Origin of the sequence: Pseudomonas fluorescens (assembly GCF_900215245.1) — a bacterium.
Lineage (GTDB): Bacteria > Pseudomonadota > Gammaproteobacteria > Pseudomonadales > Pseudomonadaceae > Aquipseudomonas > Aquipseudomonas fluorescens.
The window spans coordinates 3,177,001-3,194,601 of the sequence record NZ_LT907842.1; the positions used below are offsets into that span (position 1 = coordinate 3,177,001).

At 47.6% G+C, this 17,601-nt stretch carries 14 protein-coding genes and 4 pseudogenes; 4 read left to right on the forward strand and 14 right to left on the reverse strand.

The window, feature by feature from the left end; all coding sequences use genetic code 11:
* Window positions 1-10: 10 nt before the first annotated feature.
* The gene (locus CPH89_RS30140) at window positions 11-166 is read left to right on the forward strand and encodes a hypothetical protein (RefSeq protein WP_157750149.1); all 156 of its coding nucleotides are present in this window, start codon (window positions 11-13) and stop codon (window positions 164-166) included.
* Window positions 167-203: 37 nt separating this feature from the next.
* Here CPH89_RS30140 and CPH89_RS14695 read toward each other — a convergent pair whose 3' ends face one another.
* Complete coding sequence (locus tag CPH89_RS14695; protein ID WP_084375844.1) at window positions 204-761, reverse strand: hypothetical protein; 558 nt, start codon at window positions 759-761, stop codon at window positions 204-206.
* Between the two features lie 647 nt (window positions 762-1,408).
* Here CPH89_RS14695 and CPH89_RS14700 point away from each other — a divergent pair.
* A complete protein-coding gene (locus CPH89_RS14700; RefSeq protein ID WP_084375845.1) occupies window positions 1,409-1,768 on the forward strand; it encodes a YceK/YidQ family lipoprotein in 360 nt (119 codons plus the stop codon).
* Window positions 1,769-2,243: 475 nt separating this feature from the next.
* Here the strand turns inward: CPH89_RS14700 and CPH89_RS14710 are convergent.
* The 3 genes and pseudogenes from CPH89_RS14710 to CPH89_RS14720 form a co-directional block, all read right to left on the reverse strand.
* Window positions 2,244-3,345 (reverse strand): annotated as a pseudogene (locus CPH89_RS14710) (hypothetical protein).
* Window positions 3,329-3,889: pseudogene (locus tag CPH89_RS14715) on the reverse strand (recombinase family protein). Before CPH89_RS14715 ends, CPH89_RS14710 begins: the two co-directional pseudogenes overlap by 17 nt.
* Before the next feature lie 35 nt (window positions 3,890-3,924).
* Window positions 3,925-4,305, reverse strand: a complete 381-nt coding sequence (locus CPH89_RS14720) for a DUF4354 family protein (RefSeq protein ID WP_084375846.1) — start codon at window positions 4,303-4,305, stop codon at window positions 3,925-3,927.
* 417 nt (window positions 4,306-4,722) lie between these two features.
* Between CPH89_RS14720 and CPH89_RS14725 the strand changes: the two are divergent.
* Window positions 4,723-4,977, forward strand: a pseudogene (locus CPH89_RS14725) (transposase); the annotation flags it as partial.
* A 56-nt stretch (window positions 4,978-5,033) separates the two neighbouring features.
* Here CPH89_RS14725 and CPH89_RS14730 read toward each other — a convergent pair.
* From CPH89_RS14730 to CPH89_RS14775, 10 genes and pseudogenes are all read right to left on the reverse strand, one after another.
* A pseudogene (locus CPH89_RS14730) lies at window positions 5,034-5,945 on the reverse strand (Tn3 family transposase); the annotation flags it as partial.
* A gap of 57 nt (window positions 5,946-6,002) precedes the next feature.
* Window positions 6,003-6,527, reverse strand: coding sequence for a CS1 type fimbrial major subunit (locus CPH89_RS14735; protein ID WP_232005453.1), 525 nt, complete (start codon window positions 6,525-6,527; stop codon window positions 6,003-6,005).
* The gene (locus CPH89_RS14740; RefSeq protein ID WP_084375848.1) at window positions 6,524-7,264 is read right to left on the reverse strand and encodes a pilus assembly protein; all 741 of its coding nucleotides are present in this window, start codon (window positions 7,262-7,264) and stop codon (window positions 6,524-6,526) included. The genes CPH89_RS14735 and CPH89_RS14740 overlap by 4 nt, the downstream gene beginning before the upstream one ends.
* 43 nt (window positions 7,265-7,307) lie before the next feature.
* Window positions 7,308-8,564, reverse strand: a complete 1,257-nt coding sequence (locus CPH89_RS14745) for a hypothetical protein (RefSeq protein ID WP_096236810.1) — start codon at window positions 8,562-8,564, stop codon at window positions 7,308-7,310.
* 260 nt (window positions 8,565-8,824) lie between these two features.
* Complete coding sequence (locus tag CPH89_RS14750; RefSeq protein WP_084375850.1) at window positions 8,825-11,347, reverse strand: TcfC E-set like domain-containing protein; 2,523 nt, start codon at window positions 11,345-11,347, stop codon at window positions 8,825-8,827.
* Between the two features lie 97 nt (window positions 11,348-11,444).
* Complete coding sequence (locus CPH89_RS14755; protein ID WP_084375851.1) at window positions 11,445-11,939, reverse strand: CS1 type fimbrial major subunit; 495 nt, start codon at window positions 11,937-11,939, stop codon at window positions 11,445-11,447.
* 998 nt (window positions 11,940-12,937) lie between these two features.
* The gene (gene tnpB, locus CPH89_RS14760) at window positions 12,938-13,249 is read right to left on the reverse strand and encodes an IS66 family insertion sequence element accessory protein TnpB (protein WP_232005454.1); all 312 of its coding nucleotides are present in this window, start codon (window positions 13,247-13,249) and stop codon (window positions 12,938-12,940) included.
* 659 nt (window positions 13,250-13,908) lie between these two features.
* Complete coding sequence (locus CPH89_RS14765; RefSeq protein ID WP_084375852.1) at window positions 13,909-14,424, reverse strand: hypothetical protein; 516 nt, start codon at window positions 14,422-14,424, stop codon at window positions 13,909-13,911.
* Window positions 14,421-15,281: a winged helix-turn-helix domain-containing protein gene (locus CPH89_RS14770; RefSeq protein ID WP_084375853.1), complete on the reverse strand. Its 861-nt coding sequence runs from the start codon at window positions 15,279-15,281 to the stop codon at window positions 14,421-14,423. The genes CPH89_RS14765 and CPH89_RS14770 overlap by 4 nt, the downstream gene beginning before the upstream one ends.
* Before the next feature lie 119 nt (window positions 15,282-15,400).
* Window positions 15,401-16,252, reverse strand: coding sequence for an EAL domain-containing protein (locus CPH89_RS14775; RefSeq protein ID WP_084375854.1), 852 nt, complete (start codon window positions 16,250-16,252; stop codon window positions 15,401-15,403).
* Window positions 16,253-16,932: 680 nt separating this feature from the next.
* On the opposite strand from CPH89_RS14775, the gene CPH89_RS14780 reads away from it, so the two are divergent.
* A complete protein-coding gene (locus tag CPH89_RS14780; RefSeq protein ID WP_084375855.1) occupies window positions 16,933-17,259 on the forward strand; it encodes a DUF4354 family protein in 327 nt (108 codons plus the stop codon).
* The last annotated feature ends 342 nt before the right edge of the window (window positions 17,260-17,601 follow it).

The following is a 17,601-nucleotide window of genomic DNA, read 5'->3' on the forward strand; positions in this document are numbered from 1 at the left end:
CGTAGACGTGATGCAAAAAATCAGCGCGAGCATGCAACAATTGTCCAGCTGGTGGTCGAGGGTGAAGAATCCACCCGCAGCTGTTTTGCATATCGCCAAGGTGCAGGTGTGGTTGGAGCATGCCTACATCAGCCCGACCCGGATCTATATCGACACTACCAGCTGACTGAGGATTCAACCACGTACATTTCTTTAAGTGCAGGTTAATACGTCAACCGCTCGCGTAGGTAGGCGACGATGCCAGGACCGCTCCAGCTCGTCCCGAAGTAATGGCCATCGACGTAAACCACTCGACCGTATGCGAAAAACTTTGCCCTCGGCGCCTCGCCCTGTAGAAGGGCTACCATATCGAGAGTAAAGATCGAGGACGAGTTGGCGCCGGTATGCGCCGCTATATACGCCAGATTGCGCAGCTCGTCGTATCCGCCGATATGGAAGTCCTCGACCTTAAGCTCATGGTCCATCGCAGTCGATACCAGGACGAGCCTTTGGATAGCATCTCCTTCTGCCTGGATCAGAACAATCGCAGCTTCTGTATCTCCGTCGCCAGGTCGCAGCTTTTTTGCGGCGATCAGCGCGACGTTTCTCAGGGGATGAATGCCGGATGTCATCGTCAAGCCTTGGCCGGCAGCCGCTTGGGACACGTCTTCTCCCAGGTAACTTCCTTTTTTCGTGCTGGCTGGCCAAACAGCTGCGAGGGTTTTCCTCTCAAGAATTTTGACCGAGATGTACCATCGGCAAGACGCCTCGATATGAAACAACGGACGCCGGCACTCCCTGGAGGTCGTTTTTTTGTTGCATCGACCGAGGATGAAGGTGCTGATACGAAACCTGGTGCGGAAACCGCAGTTACCTCGACTTACCGAGAGTCGATAAGGTCAAGCCATTATCAATGAAAAGCGATAAATATCAATAGGTTACTTTCAATCCTAGATAGAGATGTATCCCCCGCCCGCTAAATAGAAATGTCTCAGGGCGCATATGCCTCGACCTAGCCTAGACACCTTCTGCAATACTCAAGCCGCTCGCCTAATGATCACGGTTGGTAATATCTTGCAAATTATGTTTCGAAACCACGCGGGCGGTTGATGATTTGGATTCATGTAACGGTTAATGGGGGGAGGGGTGTTGGTGGCTCTGCTTGGTGTTATTCCGTTGGCACTTGTAATGGTTTTTGTGTCGCCCGCGCCTATGAGTATGCCTGGCTGGTGACTGCTGGTGACTTGCCTGCTACCAATGTGCCAACGATGGAAACTGTCGGACCCGAAGCGAATGCGCGCTGAAATTACGCCTCGACCTATCCTGGACACCTTCAGCAATACTTAAGCCACTCGGTCGTAATACGGATTGGTACTCTTTTGCCAATGCGCCTTCACCTTGTTATGCTAACTGAACGGGTACTGCTGTGATGAATTATTTGAAATATTTGTGGTTGGCGGGTGTTTCTTTGCTGGTTGCGGTTGTCTTGTCGCTATCGGGATGCGGAACAATTAATACTGTGTTCTATGAGGATAAGTCTATAACCAGCAGTCTTCAGAAAAAGAAGACTAATTGCGACACTCTGCCACGTTTTTACAGTGGGATTTCTTACGATCTTTGCGTTCTCCATGGTCCACCAGAACCCAATATTAGCAACGCCCCTGGTGCTCCAGAAGCCTATCCTTGGCCGATTATGGATTTAATTCCCTCGTTGGTGCTTGACACGCTTTTTTTGCCATACACAATTTATAGGCAAAGCGTAGATGGCTCTGTTGACCTTACTCACTAAGCGCGTTTTTTGTGCCAGCTAGATTCCTTAGGCTAAGGAGCGTGGTGAAGGGATAGTGGTATCTGTAGCTGTGTCAGCCGCGACATGACTGCTTAGCCCTAATAGCTACAGTTACAGTTCGTTGAATGTATCTTCTATTAAACGGCAGGTCACGCTATAGGTCTTCATGAGCTTACTAATAATTGGCATCAAAACAGCATGAGTTGCTTTGTCGAGCTATTCAACTCTCTTCTGAATACGCACGCTCAATCGGAGCAGCCTATATTTCGTAAGCTGCAGTTGAGATGGAGTTACAGACGATGATGATTGATGGTGTAGTAGCACGGTCTTGCCGCTGCCGATCACACCACAGATTGCGACCAAAGGACCTTCCTGCACCGCTCCGCGAACGTCCTTTATCAGATCCTTGTGGTGTTCAGTCTCCTAATAACCAGCCTGCTTGAACGGTGCCGTGAACCCGAAATGCTGCATCACTTCAGCCCGCATGTTGAGCCCCTTTTTTATGTCGGAAATATTCGCGCACGCGCTCCAGAACGACACGGCGCATAAGCGTTTATGCCAGTACCTGATCTATGAATACTTTTTCTCCAACCACAAGCTTGGCCAGTGGTTTGGCCAATTCGTCAGCGACGGCCAACTTGGCAGCGATCACTGTCGGATAGTGGTATTCGTGGGCATACGGGTCGAAAGGCTGACGTGGAATGTCCGCCGCGGACATGGGAGCATCAGACAAGCGCACGTCGGTGCCAGATAGCGTCGCAATCGGCAATCCAAGCTGGTCTGCCAGCAAACGGATGCGGTCTGCACGCTCATCCGCCTTGGTTCGTTTGAATGCCCGGTACCGGCGTAGCGGAATAGGACCGTCTACCGGATAATAGGGACCGAAGCGCTCGCCTTCATATTCGGCGTACAACTCATCGTCGAACAGGCCACACAGCAAAATCACAAAGTCGCCGGCCATGACGGGCTCAAGCTCATACTGTGTACCACCGATGTTGATACGCGCATCGATGCCAATTTTTCGCCGTTCCGGCTCGCGTGCAAAGCGACAAAACTGCTCCCAGGTGCACATATCGCGCAGGCCATGGTCCGGCAACATCAAGCCAGTCCGCCATGCGGGTGCGCGACTCTGAACGATGACGCTGCTGATTGTAGGTGTGCATCAGGTAGTGCGACAGCCGTTCGTTCGCCTGCTGCTCAGTTTCCGGCCTGTGAAAGTGGTACAGCGTCTCTTGCGCCTCCTCGACCGTACGAAACGGACGTTCAACCTTTCCCGTAGAGAGATGGCGGTTGTTCTTGTTGGTGGTGCGCAGTTTCAAAGCCGCGACCAGATCGCAATAACGCTCTGGCTCGGCTTTTGGGAGTTTGCGTGGTTTGCCGTGGTCAGCGCGATGCACTGCGTGCGGTTTGTTGAAAGCATGCAATGCACGGTACACAGTGTTAGACGACATACCGTATAGCTCGGCAACGGCCTGCACCTGTCTGGCGCGCTCAGGAATTTTGCGTGGCAAAAGAATTAATCGCTGCCGCAACTGCAGCAGCGAATCGACAGGAATGGAATTACGCTTGGTGTCCATGCTGAGCTAACACTCGATACACTGAGGCAAAACGGACGCCAAGCCGTCGAGCAATCTCTGTCGCGCCTAGTTTTCCTTCAGTCAGCAAGCGTTGAACCTCCATAGGGTCAATGGAGGGTTTACGGCCCCGGTAAACGCCACGAGCTTTAGCGTCAGCAATCCCCTCAAGTTGGCGCTCACGTCGCAAGTTGGTTTCAAATTCTGCAAGAACCCCCAGCATGTCCAGGAAGGCTTTCCCTGCCGCGCTAAGCGTATCGATTGGCTGCTCAGTCGCCTTGAGACTGACTCCCCGCTCTTTAAGCCTGTAAACAATGTCTTGAATATCTTTGATGCTGCGTGCAAGACGGTCAATGCGTGTAACCACTAGCGTATCGCCAGGGCCTAGGAAATCGAGCAGCGTTTGAAGCTCCGTTCGACCCAGTCGGCTCGCCCCGCTTCCTTTTTCGGAACGAACCACATCACAACCGGCTTCGCGCAAGGTTTTTTCTTACAGCACAAAATCTTGGTCGCTGCTGGGGACTCGGGCGTATCCGTAAAGTGCCATCTCAAACGGTTCAATCACGGAGGCAGGATAGCGTATTACTTGCAGTCAAGCAGAGCCTTTACTAAAGACGCGCCATAAACCCCTTCATCTTCAGATACAAATTGATAAAAGCCCTGAACGGACTTACCAGACTTTAGAAGTCCTTGAGATAGTTTTTCGTCAATTGTATCAAGCTGATAGCTATTACCTTTTGAGTCATACGCCTTATAGCAGATCTTGCTCAGATCAATATCTTTTTTCCCACCGTTGAGCAGTGATGCGTTAAACGACTTGAAATACGCAGCTTTCTCGCTTGTCCAAACCACTCCTTGATTTTTCTGGGTTGAGAAAAGCACCGCAGAGTCTAAGGGAATCTCTGCATTAGCAGCGAAGCTGAAAGCAAACATTAACGACGCAAACAGAATTTTACATTTCATTTCAATTGCCTAGGTTGGAATCGTAATTGAAAGACCAGACCACTGAAATAAAGTTCCAACCAATACGCTACTTAATTCTCAGGTCTAAAAACGAGACAAAAAATAAGCTTCGCCAACGGTGTCAATAGGTATGGCTTGAATTGCTACCGCACGAAATCGAAGCTGTAGTGGTCGGCGTTTATCAAGGTACTTGTCGTGTCAGCCGTCTGACTATTCAGCTCTTTTCTCGACCTGTTGCTCTCGAACCGGGTTCAACAACACAGTACCGATAGGCTCGCCGATCACGCTGCGTTTCTTAAGTTGCAGATAGCGTGAGCCCATGCCCATGAAACGCGAGCACGCGCCGTCGAATGCAAGCCCACTTGCAATTAATCTGAGCCGGTGGCTGTGATTGGTCGCAGTTAATGTGAGCCAGAAATGCCGCTGACTGCGAGCCCGCGTGTTTTCAAATGCGAGCAGCTAGAACTAGCGCTCGATCGAGGCTATAGCCATACCGAAGCCAGCCGTTCGCTTTGAGTGGTCGAGTCCGCGTTGCGTCGCTGGGTTAACCAACTCAAGTAGGAGCGCAGCGGCGTTACGCCGCAGAGCAAAGCGCTGACGCCTGAGCAGCAGAAAATCCAGGAACTGCAAGCGCGTATTGCTCGTCTTGGGGAGGCTACAGAACTCGGAAAAATCATACGCTAAGTTTGCCCGACCTGTCGTAGCGGCCTAAATTTCCCGTCTTCCACCTAGCGGCTATCCCGCCGGACATAATCGCCAGTCAGGTTGATGTGCTCCCATCCCAACGGCGACAGGTATTGATAAAAGTCGGTATTCACGGGCTCTCCAGCGGCGGTCACCAGGTTTAGGCCGCTGGCCCGGTATCGCTGCTGCTCGAAGCTCCGAACCCTGATGTCGCCGAGGCGGTTGAAGAACACCGCCCTTGCTAAGGCGTTGCGCGCCTCGCCCTTGTTCAGTACACCATGCACACGACGGAGAAGCTCAACACTTTGCAGCCAATCGAGGATAAACAGGTTGCGTTAAATCCTGCCTAGTTCCAGTAGCGCTGCGGCAATGCAGTTTTGGCGCAGATAGATGGCTAGCTTGCGCAACATTAACGAGGCAGTGACGTTGCTCTGTTTGATCGACGCGGCTAGGCGCAGAATCTCGTCCTAGTGAGCGCGGAAGTGCTTGATATTCAAAGTACCGCCAATCACTGGCCGCAGCGTTGGGTAGTCCTGGACGCTCTGTTGCACGTACAGCTTGGCTTCGCCCAAGTCGCGGATGAGCAGTGCAAGACGAAAGCCCAGCAGATGCATCAGGGAGGAGACATGATCGGTGAAGCCAGCCGTGTCGGTGTAGTGCTCCTCGATCCGCAGATCTGATTCGTGATACACCATACCATCGAGCACATAGGTCTAACCCCGCACTCAGCCATTAACCTCGCTGGAGCTGAACGGCGCTTACTGACAGGAGATGTAAGTGTAGAACAGCAGCCCTGGTTAGTTGCCGAGCTTCAGGCTGACACGCTGGGTGATTTCGCATCAACCTCCAGCACGAAAGCGCTAACCATTGCAGTATGAGGTAGTGACATCTCCCCAGTTGGAAGCAAAGGTTTAGTTTAACTGGTTGTTGACCAATTCAGCCAGCGCCGTCGCAAATGCCCGTCACGAGTTCATAAGATACTCGATAGCCCTGGATTGCGCGATATGCAGTATTCAGGGCTGGAGCGCATCAAACATAAGCCGCACGCTGCCGAAATACTCACCCGGCATATAACTATCTGTTGGGACCACAGCAGCGATTTCAAGCAACACGCGCTTACCTAACTTGGCATCGACGTCCGAAACCACCAAAGTATTGACCTGGCCCAAAGGCTGGCCGTTAAAGGTTACGGCCAAGGCGATCAGGTCTCGGCCATTGGACAGCACCGGCTCACCCTCGACCCGTGCAGTGATCCCGCCTAGCGCGTTCTTCACATCGAAGTGTTCGCGCAGTGTGCTCAGGCGCTTGGTGACCATGTTGTAATTCATTATCTGGTCGCGCTGCAAAAGGTGCGGGTTAATCGGCAGCACGTAGAAATCGTTGCTGGGCAAGTTGATCGAGACATTGAAAGTTGCTTCTTCCCTGGCCGCGAACGACGGAATACTAAGCAGAGCCAGCACACAGAACAACGGGCATCGGGTAAGGGTCTTAAGCCTGAGGTGGTGACGCGGCCGCCATAGCTGCACGATGCGGCTCACCTTTTCACCACATGACTTTCTTGCGACTCGCCTTCCACCAGCTTGAAGTGGTACTCGCGGCCAGGCTCTTTATCGAACGAGAATTTCCGCCCCGGCAAGACATGATTCTTGGTGGTGGGATAACAGTCAGTTGTCGTGCCGATCACGCAGTTTTTGAACTCATCGATCTCAATCACGCTATTGCCGTTATTGCTCAGCACATAGCTGGAGATGCCGTTTTCGATCCGAGTGTCGAAACGGGTGTCCTTGGGCCGCACGAAAAACACCGTGCCGTAACCTGCCAATATGCTGACGCCGGCCCGCAAAGTCTCTTTATAAGCCTCACGCTCCTCCTCGGAAACGGCGAACTCGTCCTCTTTTTCGGGCATCACAGGTATGTAGCGCACACGAAAATAACGCTCGCGTTCACGATCGCCCATGTACAGCAAACGCGTGCCCTGCATACCGTTGGACGGTACTATTAGGCGTGCCGGGCTTGCCATCAGACCGTCACGCGAGTTTCCATCGGCCTGGCTTTTCAGCGGGACTTCCTTGGCCACACCGTGAGCGTCGTAGAGAATTTCAAAAATCTCGACCTTCACAAAAGCTGTGCTGGTACCACCGTTGAAAATGCGCTTCAGGTATGTGCTTTTGTCACCCTCAAGGTAGTCGTACACCACACCCACATTGATGCTGGGCCCGGCGAGTGCAGCATGTGCGAAAAAATACAAAACCAGCAATGGCAATAAATTTTTCATTACACTAGAATCTCATATAAAAATAGTTAGCCTTACATCTGCTCTAGAGATCTGAATCCCAGATCACTGTGACGTCTCCGGTGTACTTGCTCGGTGCCCCGGACAGTAACATTTGCCGCATATTATTGGCCGGCACTTCGAAATGCAGGGTACCGCGTCGGCGATCCAAGTATTGTGTTGGAATAAACTGTCTTCCGGGTTGGACGTAGGTAAGTAGGGGCAAGTATTTGACGGGTTGGCCGATTTCATTCCCAACGCCTAGGGGCAAGGTGACGCTGACCTTCAGAGGAACGCTATCACCGCTTTCGGACTTAATCGCGCAAGTGTCATCGCTTTGATGTTCGCACTCCATGTAAATGTTAAAGGGCGATGAGGCAGAGATATTGAAGGTCTGATCACGGAAAAATCGCGTTGGCCGCCGCCCTTTTTGTATCCAAGATTGCCAGCCTTCCTGGGGCACCAATTCAACGTTATTACCCCCGGGCGGTATTTCAACCTTGAGGGTATGCTGCACACTCAGAGCAAAATTCATGTTCAACATCGGATCATCGGGAATCATCAAGTCACCGAAGTCGAAATCTTTCCCGGGACCGACGCTGTAGCTAATGGTACCTCTGTACTCACCCGTTGGCATACCCAAGGGATTAGGTGTTCGCAACTCGTAGGCCATGTCAAAGTAATCGTAACGAATGTTAGGAATTCTGTACCGTGCCTTTTTTGGACAAATGCCCACAGACGGCGTTTTCCAAAAAAAATTAGAATATCGGGCGGTAAATGCCACAGTAGAAGTGTATCTACAAACCCCCGGAGGATATTCAAGGCCTCCGCCGTGCCACAAATTGTTGTGCGCATCTGCAAAACTTGTCCAAGGGGGCGTCTTTAGAGTTTGAACATCTTGCGCGAACTCCATTTGAACACCGATTCCCGAAATCCTTACTTCGACTTCCTGTCGATCACCATTTTCGCTGGTCAATTCAACTTTACGCCACGCACTCGGTACATTGAACATCACGCCTTCGCGAACGCTGCTATGGTTGGCCTGGATAGGACTGTTCAACAATGACCCAATCCGCACACGAATGCTGAATATGCCCGGCTCCGTACAACTGCCGGGTCTTACCAAGCAAAACCCCGAGATAGGTGTCGTATTCACGAATTTATTTTCATTGGGATTTGAGGGATTCTGCTTGAACACAGCAGTGATACTTTGTTCGTAACCGTGTACAAGCGGCATGACGCTCGCCAAGATAATCACGCTAATAAATGTCGAGCACCGTTTGATGCAGTACTTGCTCTTCATCCTGTTACCTCGTTTCATAACTGACTATCGTCAGCTTCAAAGTATGTAAGATGCCCGTCCCAGCGAACATATCACGCCTTGATACGAAATATCCGCTTAAAGCTGTTGTATTGATGAATTTGTTACTGCGGTTTTGCGAGTCAGAGCTGAACACCACTGTCAATTCCTATGTCGAGACGCGTGCTTAAAATATGACGGCCAGTAGCAGTATCACGTTGAACAGGTTTGGTCTGAAGCAGCAGTTTGAGCACATGGTGACATTAGCCTGCAGCTTCAGTATTAAAGGTGGAGTCAGCCAATGTTTCCGGAGTGCAACGCAGATCCCCTATCATCAAAACGTCTTTTTCATTACGCAAGCTGCTCAAGTTGAGTCGGAACTGGCAGAGCAACTGGTTACTACTGCGTACTTCCAGGGTCGGCGAGTTGGATTTAATCTCCATTGAGAAGAACCCGTCGGCCTCGCTGACTCCACGACTGGCGTGGTTGAGGATGTGGTGTCCCTTGAGTGGATACCCGTCGGCGCCAACCAGCCGACCGAGTACGGTTACCGTTTTCATAACACTTATTTTGCGGTAACCAACGCCTCCCTTGTTCAGATGGTAGGCACTGCGCGCAGGCTGGATGGTGGCGGCTGGTGGGTAGTTGCCTTCGAAGTCGAAAGCGATCGTGCTCCCCTTATAAGCTGTAACAGGTACAAAGTTACGCCCGGGCCGCAACGTCGTACTCGAGCCACTCATGTCATCCGAGCGGAGGACGACGTCTTCTTCCACGTCGGTTTCAACGTCTATGATCATCCCCGCACCACTGCTGTAGTTTTGGCTAGTGAAGACCATTTTTTCGCCGCCTACAGCGAAGGTGTTGTTAAGATTCAAGCCGCCTGTCAGGTCGCCGTTGTAGGAGGAACGTTGAGCGAAAGCGTCGCCGGAAATGCTCTCGCTCTGGAAAGTCGTCATGCCGGACATGCCAAGGCCATACACGTCGGACATTGCAGTGACGGAGACGCTTTGCAAGACGTGCTCCTTGATGTCTTTGCGGTACGTCAGCAAGGCATTGTTGTCACGCTGGCCATTGCGCGCGGTACGCGAACCGATGCTACCGTACCAGCTTTCTCCCGATCCACCGAGCGCCAAGTTAAGGGCCAGGTCGAAGCCACGGTTACGCTTGTCACCGCTGCTGTTACTTAAGGGACGGTCAAAAAGCGAAATGCGCCAGCTAGCTTCACTGCCGAACAGGATGTGGCGACGGGTCCAGCCGAAGTCCAGGCCAACGCCATCTACATTGCCCTGGCTGTGGGAAACACGGGCATTAATCGAATCGCGGCTGCCCATGCGTTGGTTGAATGACAGCGACGAGGAACTGGTCTTGCCAACAAAAGTGTTGCGCTGGCGTAAACGGGTACCGTCAGCAAGAGTTTCATACGTGCCACGGGTATCGAGCCAGCTTCGATTATGACTGGCGACTACACTGCCCATGCCATAGTTATAAAGCGCTTGCATATCGAGACCTGTGCCGTGGCTTTGGGTCTCGTAGAGATTCGAGTACAGACTGATGTTTTGGGCTAGGCTCCAATCAATTGAGGTGCCAAATTGCATACTATCTTGCACTTTGCGTGCCGACAGCCCGGCCACAGCACGAGGGTGAAGAAGGTAGTTAATCGAAGCGCCGGATGTGATGCCACCTTTGTCGCGCTGTTCCCAGTTATTGAAGAGTGTGCTCTCGCGACCGGCAAATAGGTTATAACGCCAGCGTTCGTCGTAGTTACGCCAGTTGTTGGGCTTGTAAACTAATTCCTGGGTTGTGGCGGTGACCTGGCCGTCTTCGACCAACCGCACTTCAACTTCATAGATACCGCCCGGTAAAGAACGGGTGTCAATTGTTTGCAAGCCGGCCTGCACGGCCTGAGTATTGATTAACATGCCATTGCGGTATATCTCCACCGAGGCTTGGCGATTTGCAGTAACGTACATGGGATACATGCTGGGATTGGGCGTATTCACCACCAAGCTGTCGGAGCTGCCCACCATCACACCGATGGCAACGTCCTGCGCGGCACCAAAAGTGCGGGGCTGACGGCTCAGACCTTCGGAGTTGGGCGTGAAATATCCCAGGCGCAGAAAATTGCCCTCGTATTCACGCTGTGTATACAGCGAATAAAGCGCATGACGTATTTCGGTATCCTGACCGCCAAGGCGTGACAGCTGCAGATTCATTGCATTGGTCCAGTTGCCTAGACTGCTAGTTGCCTCGATGCCGAAGCGGCCGCCCAACTCTTGGTTTTGCCCGCCATTAAGGTTCAACTGATTGTTTACTATAAGACCGGTAGTGCCACCTTCTGGCTGAGCGTAAAACTGCTGTTGCAAGGTATCACGCTCGGCGTTTTCGGTGAGTATAGAAACCAATGAGTTTTCCAAACTGTAATGTACTGCTATTAACTGCTCTGGGCAGCTCTTGGTACAGGCACCTAAAGAAGTACCAGACTTGAGGAAGTTCTCCCAGATATCACGCTCGGTGTCCATTACCGGGCTGTCGGCATAGTTCGTAAAGTCAAGAAGCATAAGCCTATCATCGCGGGTCAGCACGATCATCGCCTCGCCAACGAGCTGTTTATCACGCTCGACACGTACCGACAGTGGGACATCAAAAAAGTGTTCTTCGAAATCACTTGGTAAACCTTTAGCCTGTGCTAGCAAGCTTCGTGGCGTGTGGTTCATACCTGACGCAGCGCTAACAACCGTACAAGCAAACAGCGCAGCAACTGATATGAGACATCTTAGAGCGAACATAAACTATACTCTAGTAAAAACTCCCACAGCACCGAAAGCCAACCGCAAGGCAGCGGCCGGCAATTTCAGTAGGTATGCTGTTATGTGTTACAAGATATCAAAACTGCGGTGCCACTACGTTATCGAAGATAATAACCACTTCACCGATGAACGAACCAGTTTCACCGTCCTTTGGCTTGCTGGTAGTCTTGATTGATAGGTTTTTTTGTATTCCTGCCTTAGCTTGGGCAACTGAGACTACTTCCTTGGCTGTGGTATCCAGAGTTACGTCGCCTAACTTAACGGTCAGTGGAATACCTACTGACCCGTTACTCAGCAAAGCAGAATTTTCCCGAAGGGAGGCTTGAATGGAACCAGCGCTGTTCTTTAGGATGTAGGGAGCAGACAACTCGCTAAGCTCACCAGTAACAACGTTGTAATTCATTACCTCGTCTAAACCAAAATTAGGGTTCAGTGGCTGAGCGTTGAAACTCGTGCTTGGAATTACAGCTTTGATGCTGATGTGGCTTGTTGCCTCACCAGCCGCAAAAACGGCCGAAGAACCCAACACAGAAAAAACTAGTGGCAGAGACACTGCAAACTTTTTGAACATGGTTTTACCTTGTTTAATTTAAGTCAAGGGGATTTTCAGATCTCATTTGAATCGATGAACAGAAGCTCACTAATCCAATTTTAATTTATAGACACTCAACAACAAGGATGGAGTCGATGGGCGCGAGTGCCGAGAGGATTATTAAGGAGATGAGAGATTATATAAAGTAAAAAGTTATGAAAATTAAAATTTCACAAATATAATTTTCTGTGATTTTGCGGAATAATTGCAATTCTGTTGATTCACTTAAGAAAGGATCAAGGTATTTAACTTGAAGGTGTCGTTTTTTCAGGACAGCTAAATCATTGCCATGTTTAAGCAAGCAGGTGCTGGAAGCTTTGCACCAGAGCCGTTTTGTGAGCGCGGCTGCTTTCTATACAGCGCACCAACTTTAGTGACATTGACGCTTCGCTGATGATGCGTCCGCGGGGTCTTGACAGCGAAACCTCCACCTCAGGAAAATATCCGCCTAAGTGCGCTCGAGGTTCCGAAATCATTCAGTAAACCGTCGCAAAAAAGTGATACTGTCCTCCGAGCCAAGATTGCTTGCACAACAATAATTTCGTTCCGGTCGGGTCAGCATCAAGGCGGTGCTCCTTAAAATGGGTGTCAGCCTCATCAATTATGATTATCAACCAAGCTCTTTTACTGAGCATGCCAAGGTTGCTGATAAAATTATTAGTCTCACCAACAACCAGCCTAACTGAGGATTTAGCCTCTACTTACTTTATCTTCGCAACGCGAAAGGCCACAGCGCGAACCACAAGATCGTATTCCGAATCTACCTGTAGTTACAGTTGAATTTACAAATCAATGCGCGTAGACGCATCTTCCTTAAAAGACCTGAGCAATTGCAGGTGCCTGAGGCAATTAAGCAGTGCTGGTCTATGGATTTTATGCGCGATCAGTTGGATCTCACGGTCGCTTCTTCAACCTCTTCAACGTGATTAATGAATTTAACAGCGGAGCCTTGGACCATGTTTAAGGTAAAGAGGTGTCTACGAAACCCAGGGCGATTCACAGTTTAATTCCTGGACGCTCAATACGATGGCTTCATCGGTGGCCTCGGGCGATGTTTTAAACCGTTCAGATTCGAGGCGCTTGAGCCAAAGGCAGAAGCCATTGCGCTCCCGATATAGGATTTTCACTCGTGTACGGTGGCGATTCAGAAAAACAAAAATCACTGGGTCGAATACCGCGACTTTAATATCCAGCTCGACCTGGGCGGCCAGGCCGTCGATGGACTTTCGGAAGTCGACGGGCTTGGTGTAGAGGTACACTTTCTCGACTTTGGCGTCTGGACGCATCATGGCGCCTTGCTCCTGAAAGAAATCGGGAGTACAGCATCAGTCATTAGATTTTGGCTTGGAATGTGGGCTTTATGGTGCGCTTACAAATATACGAGTATGTTATTTCGCAATCGTTTGTGGCTATACCACATACGCCAGATTATGAGCGGCCGGGGTAATTGCGGAGAGATTGAAGCTATGGAGCGAGTGTTCAGGAGTTTGAAAATTGAATCGATAAAGACAGTAGGATATAGAACTGAGCAGGAAGCCAAGCGCGAAATAAGCGCTTTTTAAAGCTTCGGTATAACTGAATTCGGCTTCAGAAAATAAACGGTCGGCTGGCGAAGGCTCTGGCAGTAGAAAACATTAACGCCCTATCCGTGATTGGTTTACCGGTACAAAAGTACCATATTAGCTACTGCGCCATAGTAAAAACGCTAGCAAGTGGAACAGACTTGAAGAGCATAAGGCGAAATTGGCTCGTAACTGCTTGATTCCACTGCTCAGAACGGCGAACTAAAATTCTTGCCGCCGTTGTTGTTTATGGAGTGTTTTCAATATACTTGTAGAACTCCAGAAGCACAATCGCTTGACCTAAGTGGACTTGATGACCTTAGTACGTTACCAAAAACCAGTTGCGCAATAAGAAGAAAAGGAAATAACTGGATTCTATTTGAATGCTATTTTTGTGAAAAGTTCAATTTTTTATTTGTTTCAACAGCATTATTGTGTTCATCTTTATCAACGCCATAGCATTTTACCTCCATAAGCTCCTCAATGTAAAAACACTTGTATTGAGCGACACCTGGTATTTCAATCATATTCATTGTAAATATTGAGCCAGCATGTGTAGCGTAGCTAATATTGAAAGAAATATCTCTATCTAAAGGCTTGTATGCTCGAGAAATAGAAATATTGCCGTCAGTAACTACATATCGCACGTAACCCAAGAGGCTTGGCTGTCGCTTCATATTGGAGTAGTAAATGGTATCATCTAGCATTTCATAGTTATAGGCAGTTTCTTTATTGAAATATTGGCGATGAGTAGACTCTAATACTTCACCTTTGCTTGTGATGACAATACCAGAAGTAAAGTATGCACCTTTAATGTATGTTTCATTGTCGACAAAGCTTAGTGATAGGTGGAGTATTATTAAAAAAAAAGCTAACCAGAACTCGATCTTATGACTTTTCATTGTAAGCAACTCAAAATCTGTTGATCTGCCACTTCATTTGTTTTTTTTACGTGAACTGTAATGAATTTTGGAGCAGACCGTTCCGTTAGGCAAACTATATTGTAAAACTCGTGCATCTTATTAAATATTATTAGCGACTGAAGATCGCTAATCAATGAAAATCTAGCTACAAGTGGTTCTAATGACGCTTTGATTTTTTTTATTTCCTCATTGCTCGATGCAATATAGAGTATCCTATTTTTGCCAGAGTTTACGTAAGTAGACGAATAAGACCAGTCATCATAGAATATGGAATAAGTCCTGAATAAGAGGCCGATCGCAATTACTCCTATAATTAAATAACGAAAAAAACGCATTTTTTGAGAGTAAAAAAAACTGCTCGAGTTTTTTATATCTCCAAGCACTGCTCGGGGATTTTCTTGGGGGGCAGCCTTATCTACTTCTACTAATATCTCATTGAAGTTGCATTTGAATGCTTTGTCAATTATTATTTTACTTTCGTTTTCACTTAATATGAAGGATGAATCAAATGTATATCCACGACGCGGAATTGTCTTTATCGCCTTGTGAAGTTCATCGTCACCTATAAGCTGACGAGTAAGAGATATAGCTTGGTTTAAGCTATTAGCGCTTACAACGCGATCGGGCCATGCATTAGAGAATATCGACTCCCTACTAACTATTTCGCCAGCGTTTTCCGTAAGAATCTCAAGTAGTTTGCCTTGTGCATACCCTAAAGTGCTCTCACTAATTAGAGATTCACCAATAACAATTTGTATCTCGAATGGTGGAGTGTAAATTATATATCTGCCAACCTCACTGCTCTTTAAGACATACCGCTTTATATCTTGATTCATCTTGTTCTCAGCTGCGGACTTTATATTAAATTGTAGCACACAGTGCCGCGTTATCAAATCTAATAGGAATTAAAACTTTCGAGTCAAATCTTTCATGCTTGATGTTTTTGATGAAAGTTTTATTTGTTGGTTGAACCTTGAATAAAAAACTGACGAGTAAACTCTTTCGCCCCTAATGCTTTTGAATAAAACCAGCCTTGTGCATAGCGCACATTTTGAGATTTTATACCACTGTGTTCTGTATGTGTTTCTATACCTTCAGCAATAAAATCTACATCAAAATCAGATATCATCTTAAAGATTTGCTTCCATGCGGGATTATATTTCTTGTGATCGTTTGAAAAAAAAGACCTATCTAATTTTACTATATCGATAGGTAATCGCTCAAATGATTCTAAGCCAGAGTAGCCAGTACCAAAGTCATCTAAAGCAATTTTGAAGCCCAAACCCTTTAGCGTAATCAACTGCTCAATGATTTCGCCGTAATCATAACTATGTTTTTCGGTTATCTCAAACGTCACATCTCTGCGTGACAAGCCATGAGCGTTAAACAAGGCATCAACAAATGAAGGGAATGACTTATCCTGAAGGTCTTCCGCTGTGAGGTTGATAGTAAAATAAATGCCTCTGCATGCACTTAAGTATTCGCTATAATCTTGAGCTATACGCTTACAGATCATGCGCGTGGCGAAAGTATTCAAACCTAGGCGTTTGGTAAAGTTAAAAAATATAGCAGGACTGACTTGTTTTCCTCTAAGACTGATTCTCAAGAGCGCCTCAGCACCACGCCATTGATTTCTATGTAGGTCGACAATTGGCTGGTATTTTACAGAAACTAGAAGTAGCTTACTTTTTTTCAATCGGGACGAGAAAAATATGATTATTGTCACAAAAACCGCTGAAATACTTCTAATATAAAAAAATAAAAATGCAAGTAGCTTGTTGTGTCGCACTAAAGTTGATGGATACATGCCATGCTCCTGAAATCGGATTATTAGTTATCTATGTGAATTTATCTCAGGGACTCCCCAATCGTGCAAGTGATTCAGTCTCAATTCTCCGCGGTCACAAAATTTGATTTTTTTTGACTCGTGAAAATATCTGCGTGGTGTTATAAATATCTTATTGAAATTTAATCCGAGTCGGAAAAGATGAAGGGATAAAATTTCTTGCGGGTCTAAAGATACACGCTGAGCCTTAGATAACTATAACTAAAAAAATGCTGATCATCTGGTTCGATGTGCAAGAGCGCACTGTTCCGGATGCAAGCGAACAGAACATGCCAATAGGGATGCTATCGAGCTGTCTGTTGCGATACACAACATTTAATAAAATCAGTGCAATAGCTCCTTTGCCCTGACAGTCAAGCGCAGGTTCGAATACTTCTAGGTGCTAATATGGGCCAAAGTGAGCGCCTTTAGGTGATCAAGGAGTGCCTCAACGGTGCCAATATTCTTTACTTTCTTCTTGAATAGAATGCGACGTAGTTGTTCATTCTATTTAGTACCGGTAATTATATATAAGCTTAGGGTGTGTATTTCATTTCAAGTAGCATTAAGGAGCAACGAACGTGCTTATGTAGAAAGGTTTATGGCTCCTGACTTTTTAAATCGTATTTTTCTCAAGTAGTACTCGAACCTAGGGAATTGTAATGAGTTACAGGTTTTTGCTTTCGTCGTTAGCGTGTGTTTTCAGCTTCGTTGCTAATGCAGAGGTTCCATTAGACTCTGCTGTTCTATACTCAAATCAGAAAGATCAAGGAGTCGTTTGGACAAACGGGAAAACTATGTATTATAAGTCTTTCAAAGCATCACTACTCAATGTTGGAGTCAAAGATATTGAGCTTAGTGGGCTCTGCTACAAGGCGTATGACGCAAAAGGTAATAGTTATGAACTTGATACAATTGACGAAAAACTTTCTCAAGGATTTCTAAAGTCTGGTAAGACGGTACAAGGTTTTTTATCAGTTTGTATCTGAAGATGAAAGTGTTTACGGCGCTTCTTTAGTCAAAGCCTTGCTTGACTGCAAGTAAAATCTTTCCTTGCTTAGTGATTGAAACATCTGAGTGAGCTTTGAAGTTTCTCACTCGAATGTTTTCATAAAGTTTATTAAGATGACCAGTCTCTTGCGTTAATTAAAAGCTATCTGTCTCTCTTGGCCTCTGATTGGCATTAGCAATAATAAAAAAACATTTGCCCGTGCGTAATTATTATCGGTTAGGCTTATGTTAATTAAAACTCTGATATTTCGCACGTAGGCATATAGAAACTACACCTAGGTCTCTGAGAGCAAAGTTTATCAATGTCAATTATTTAAAAG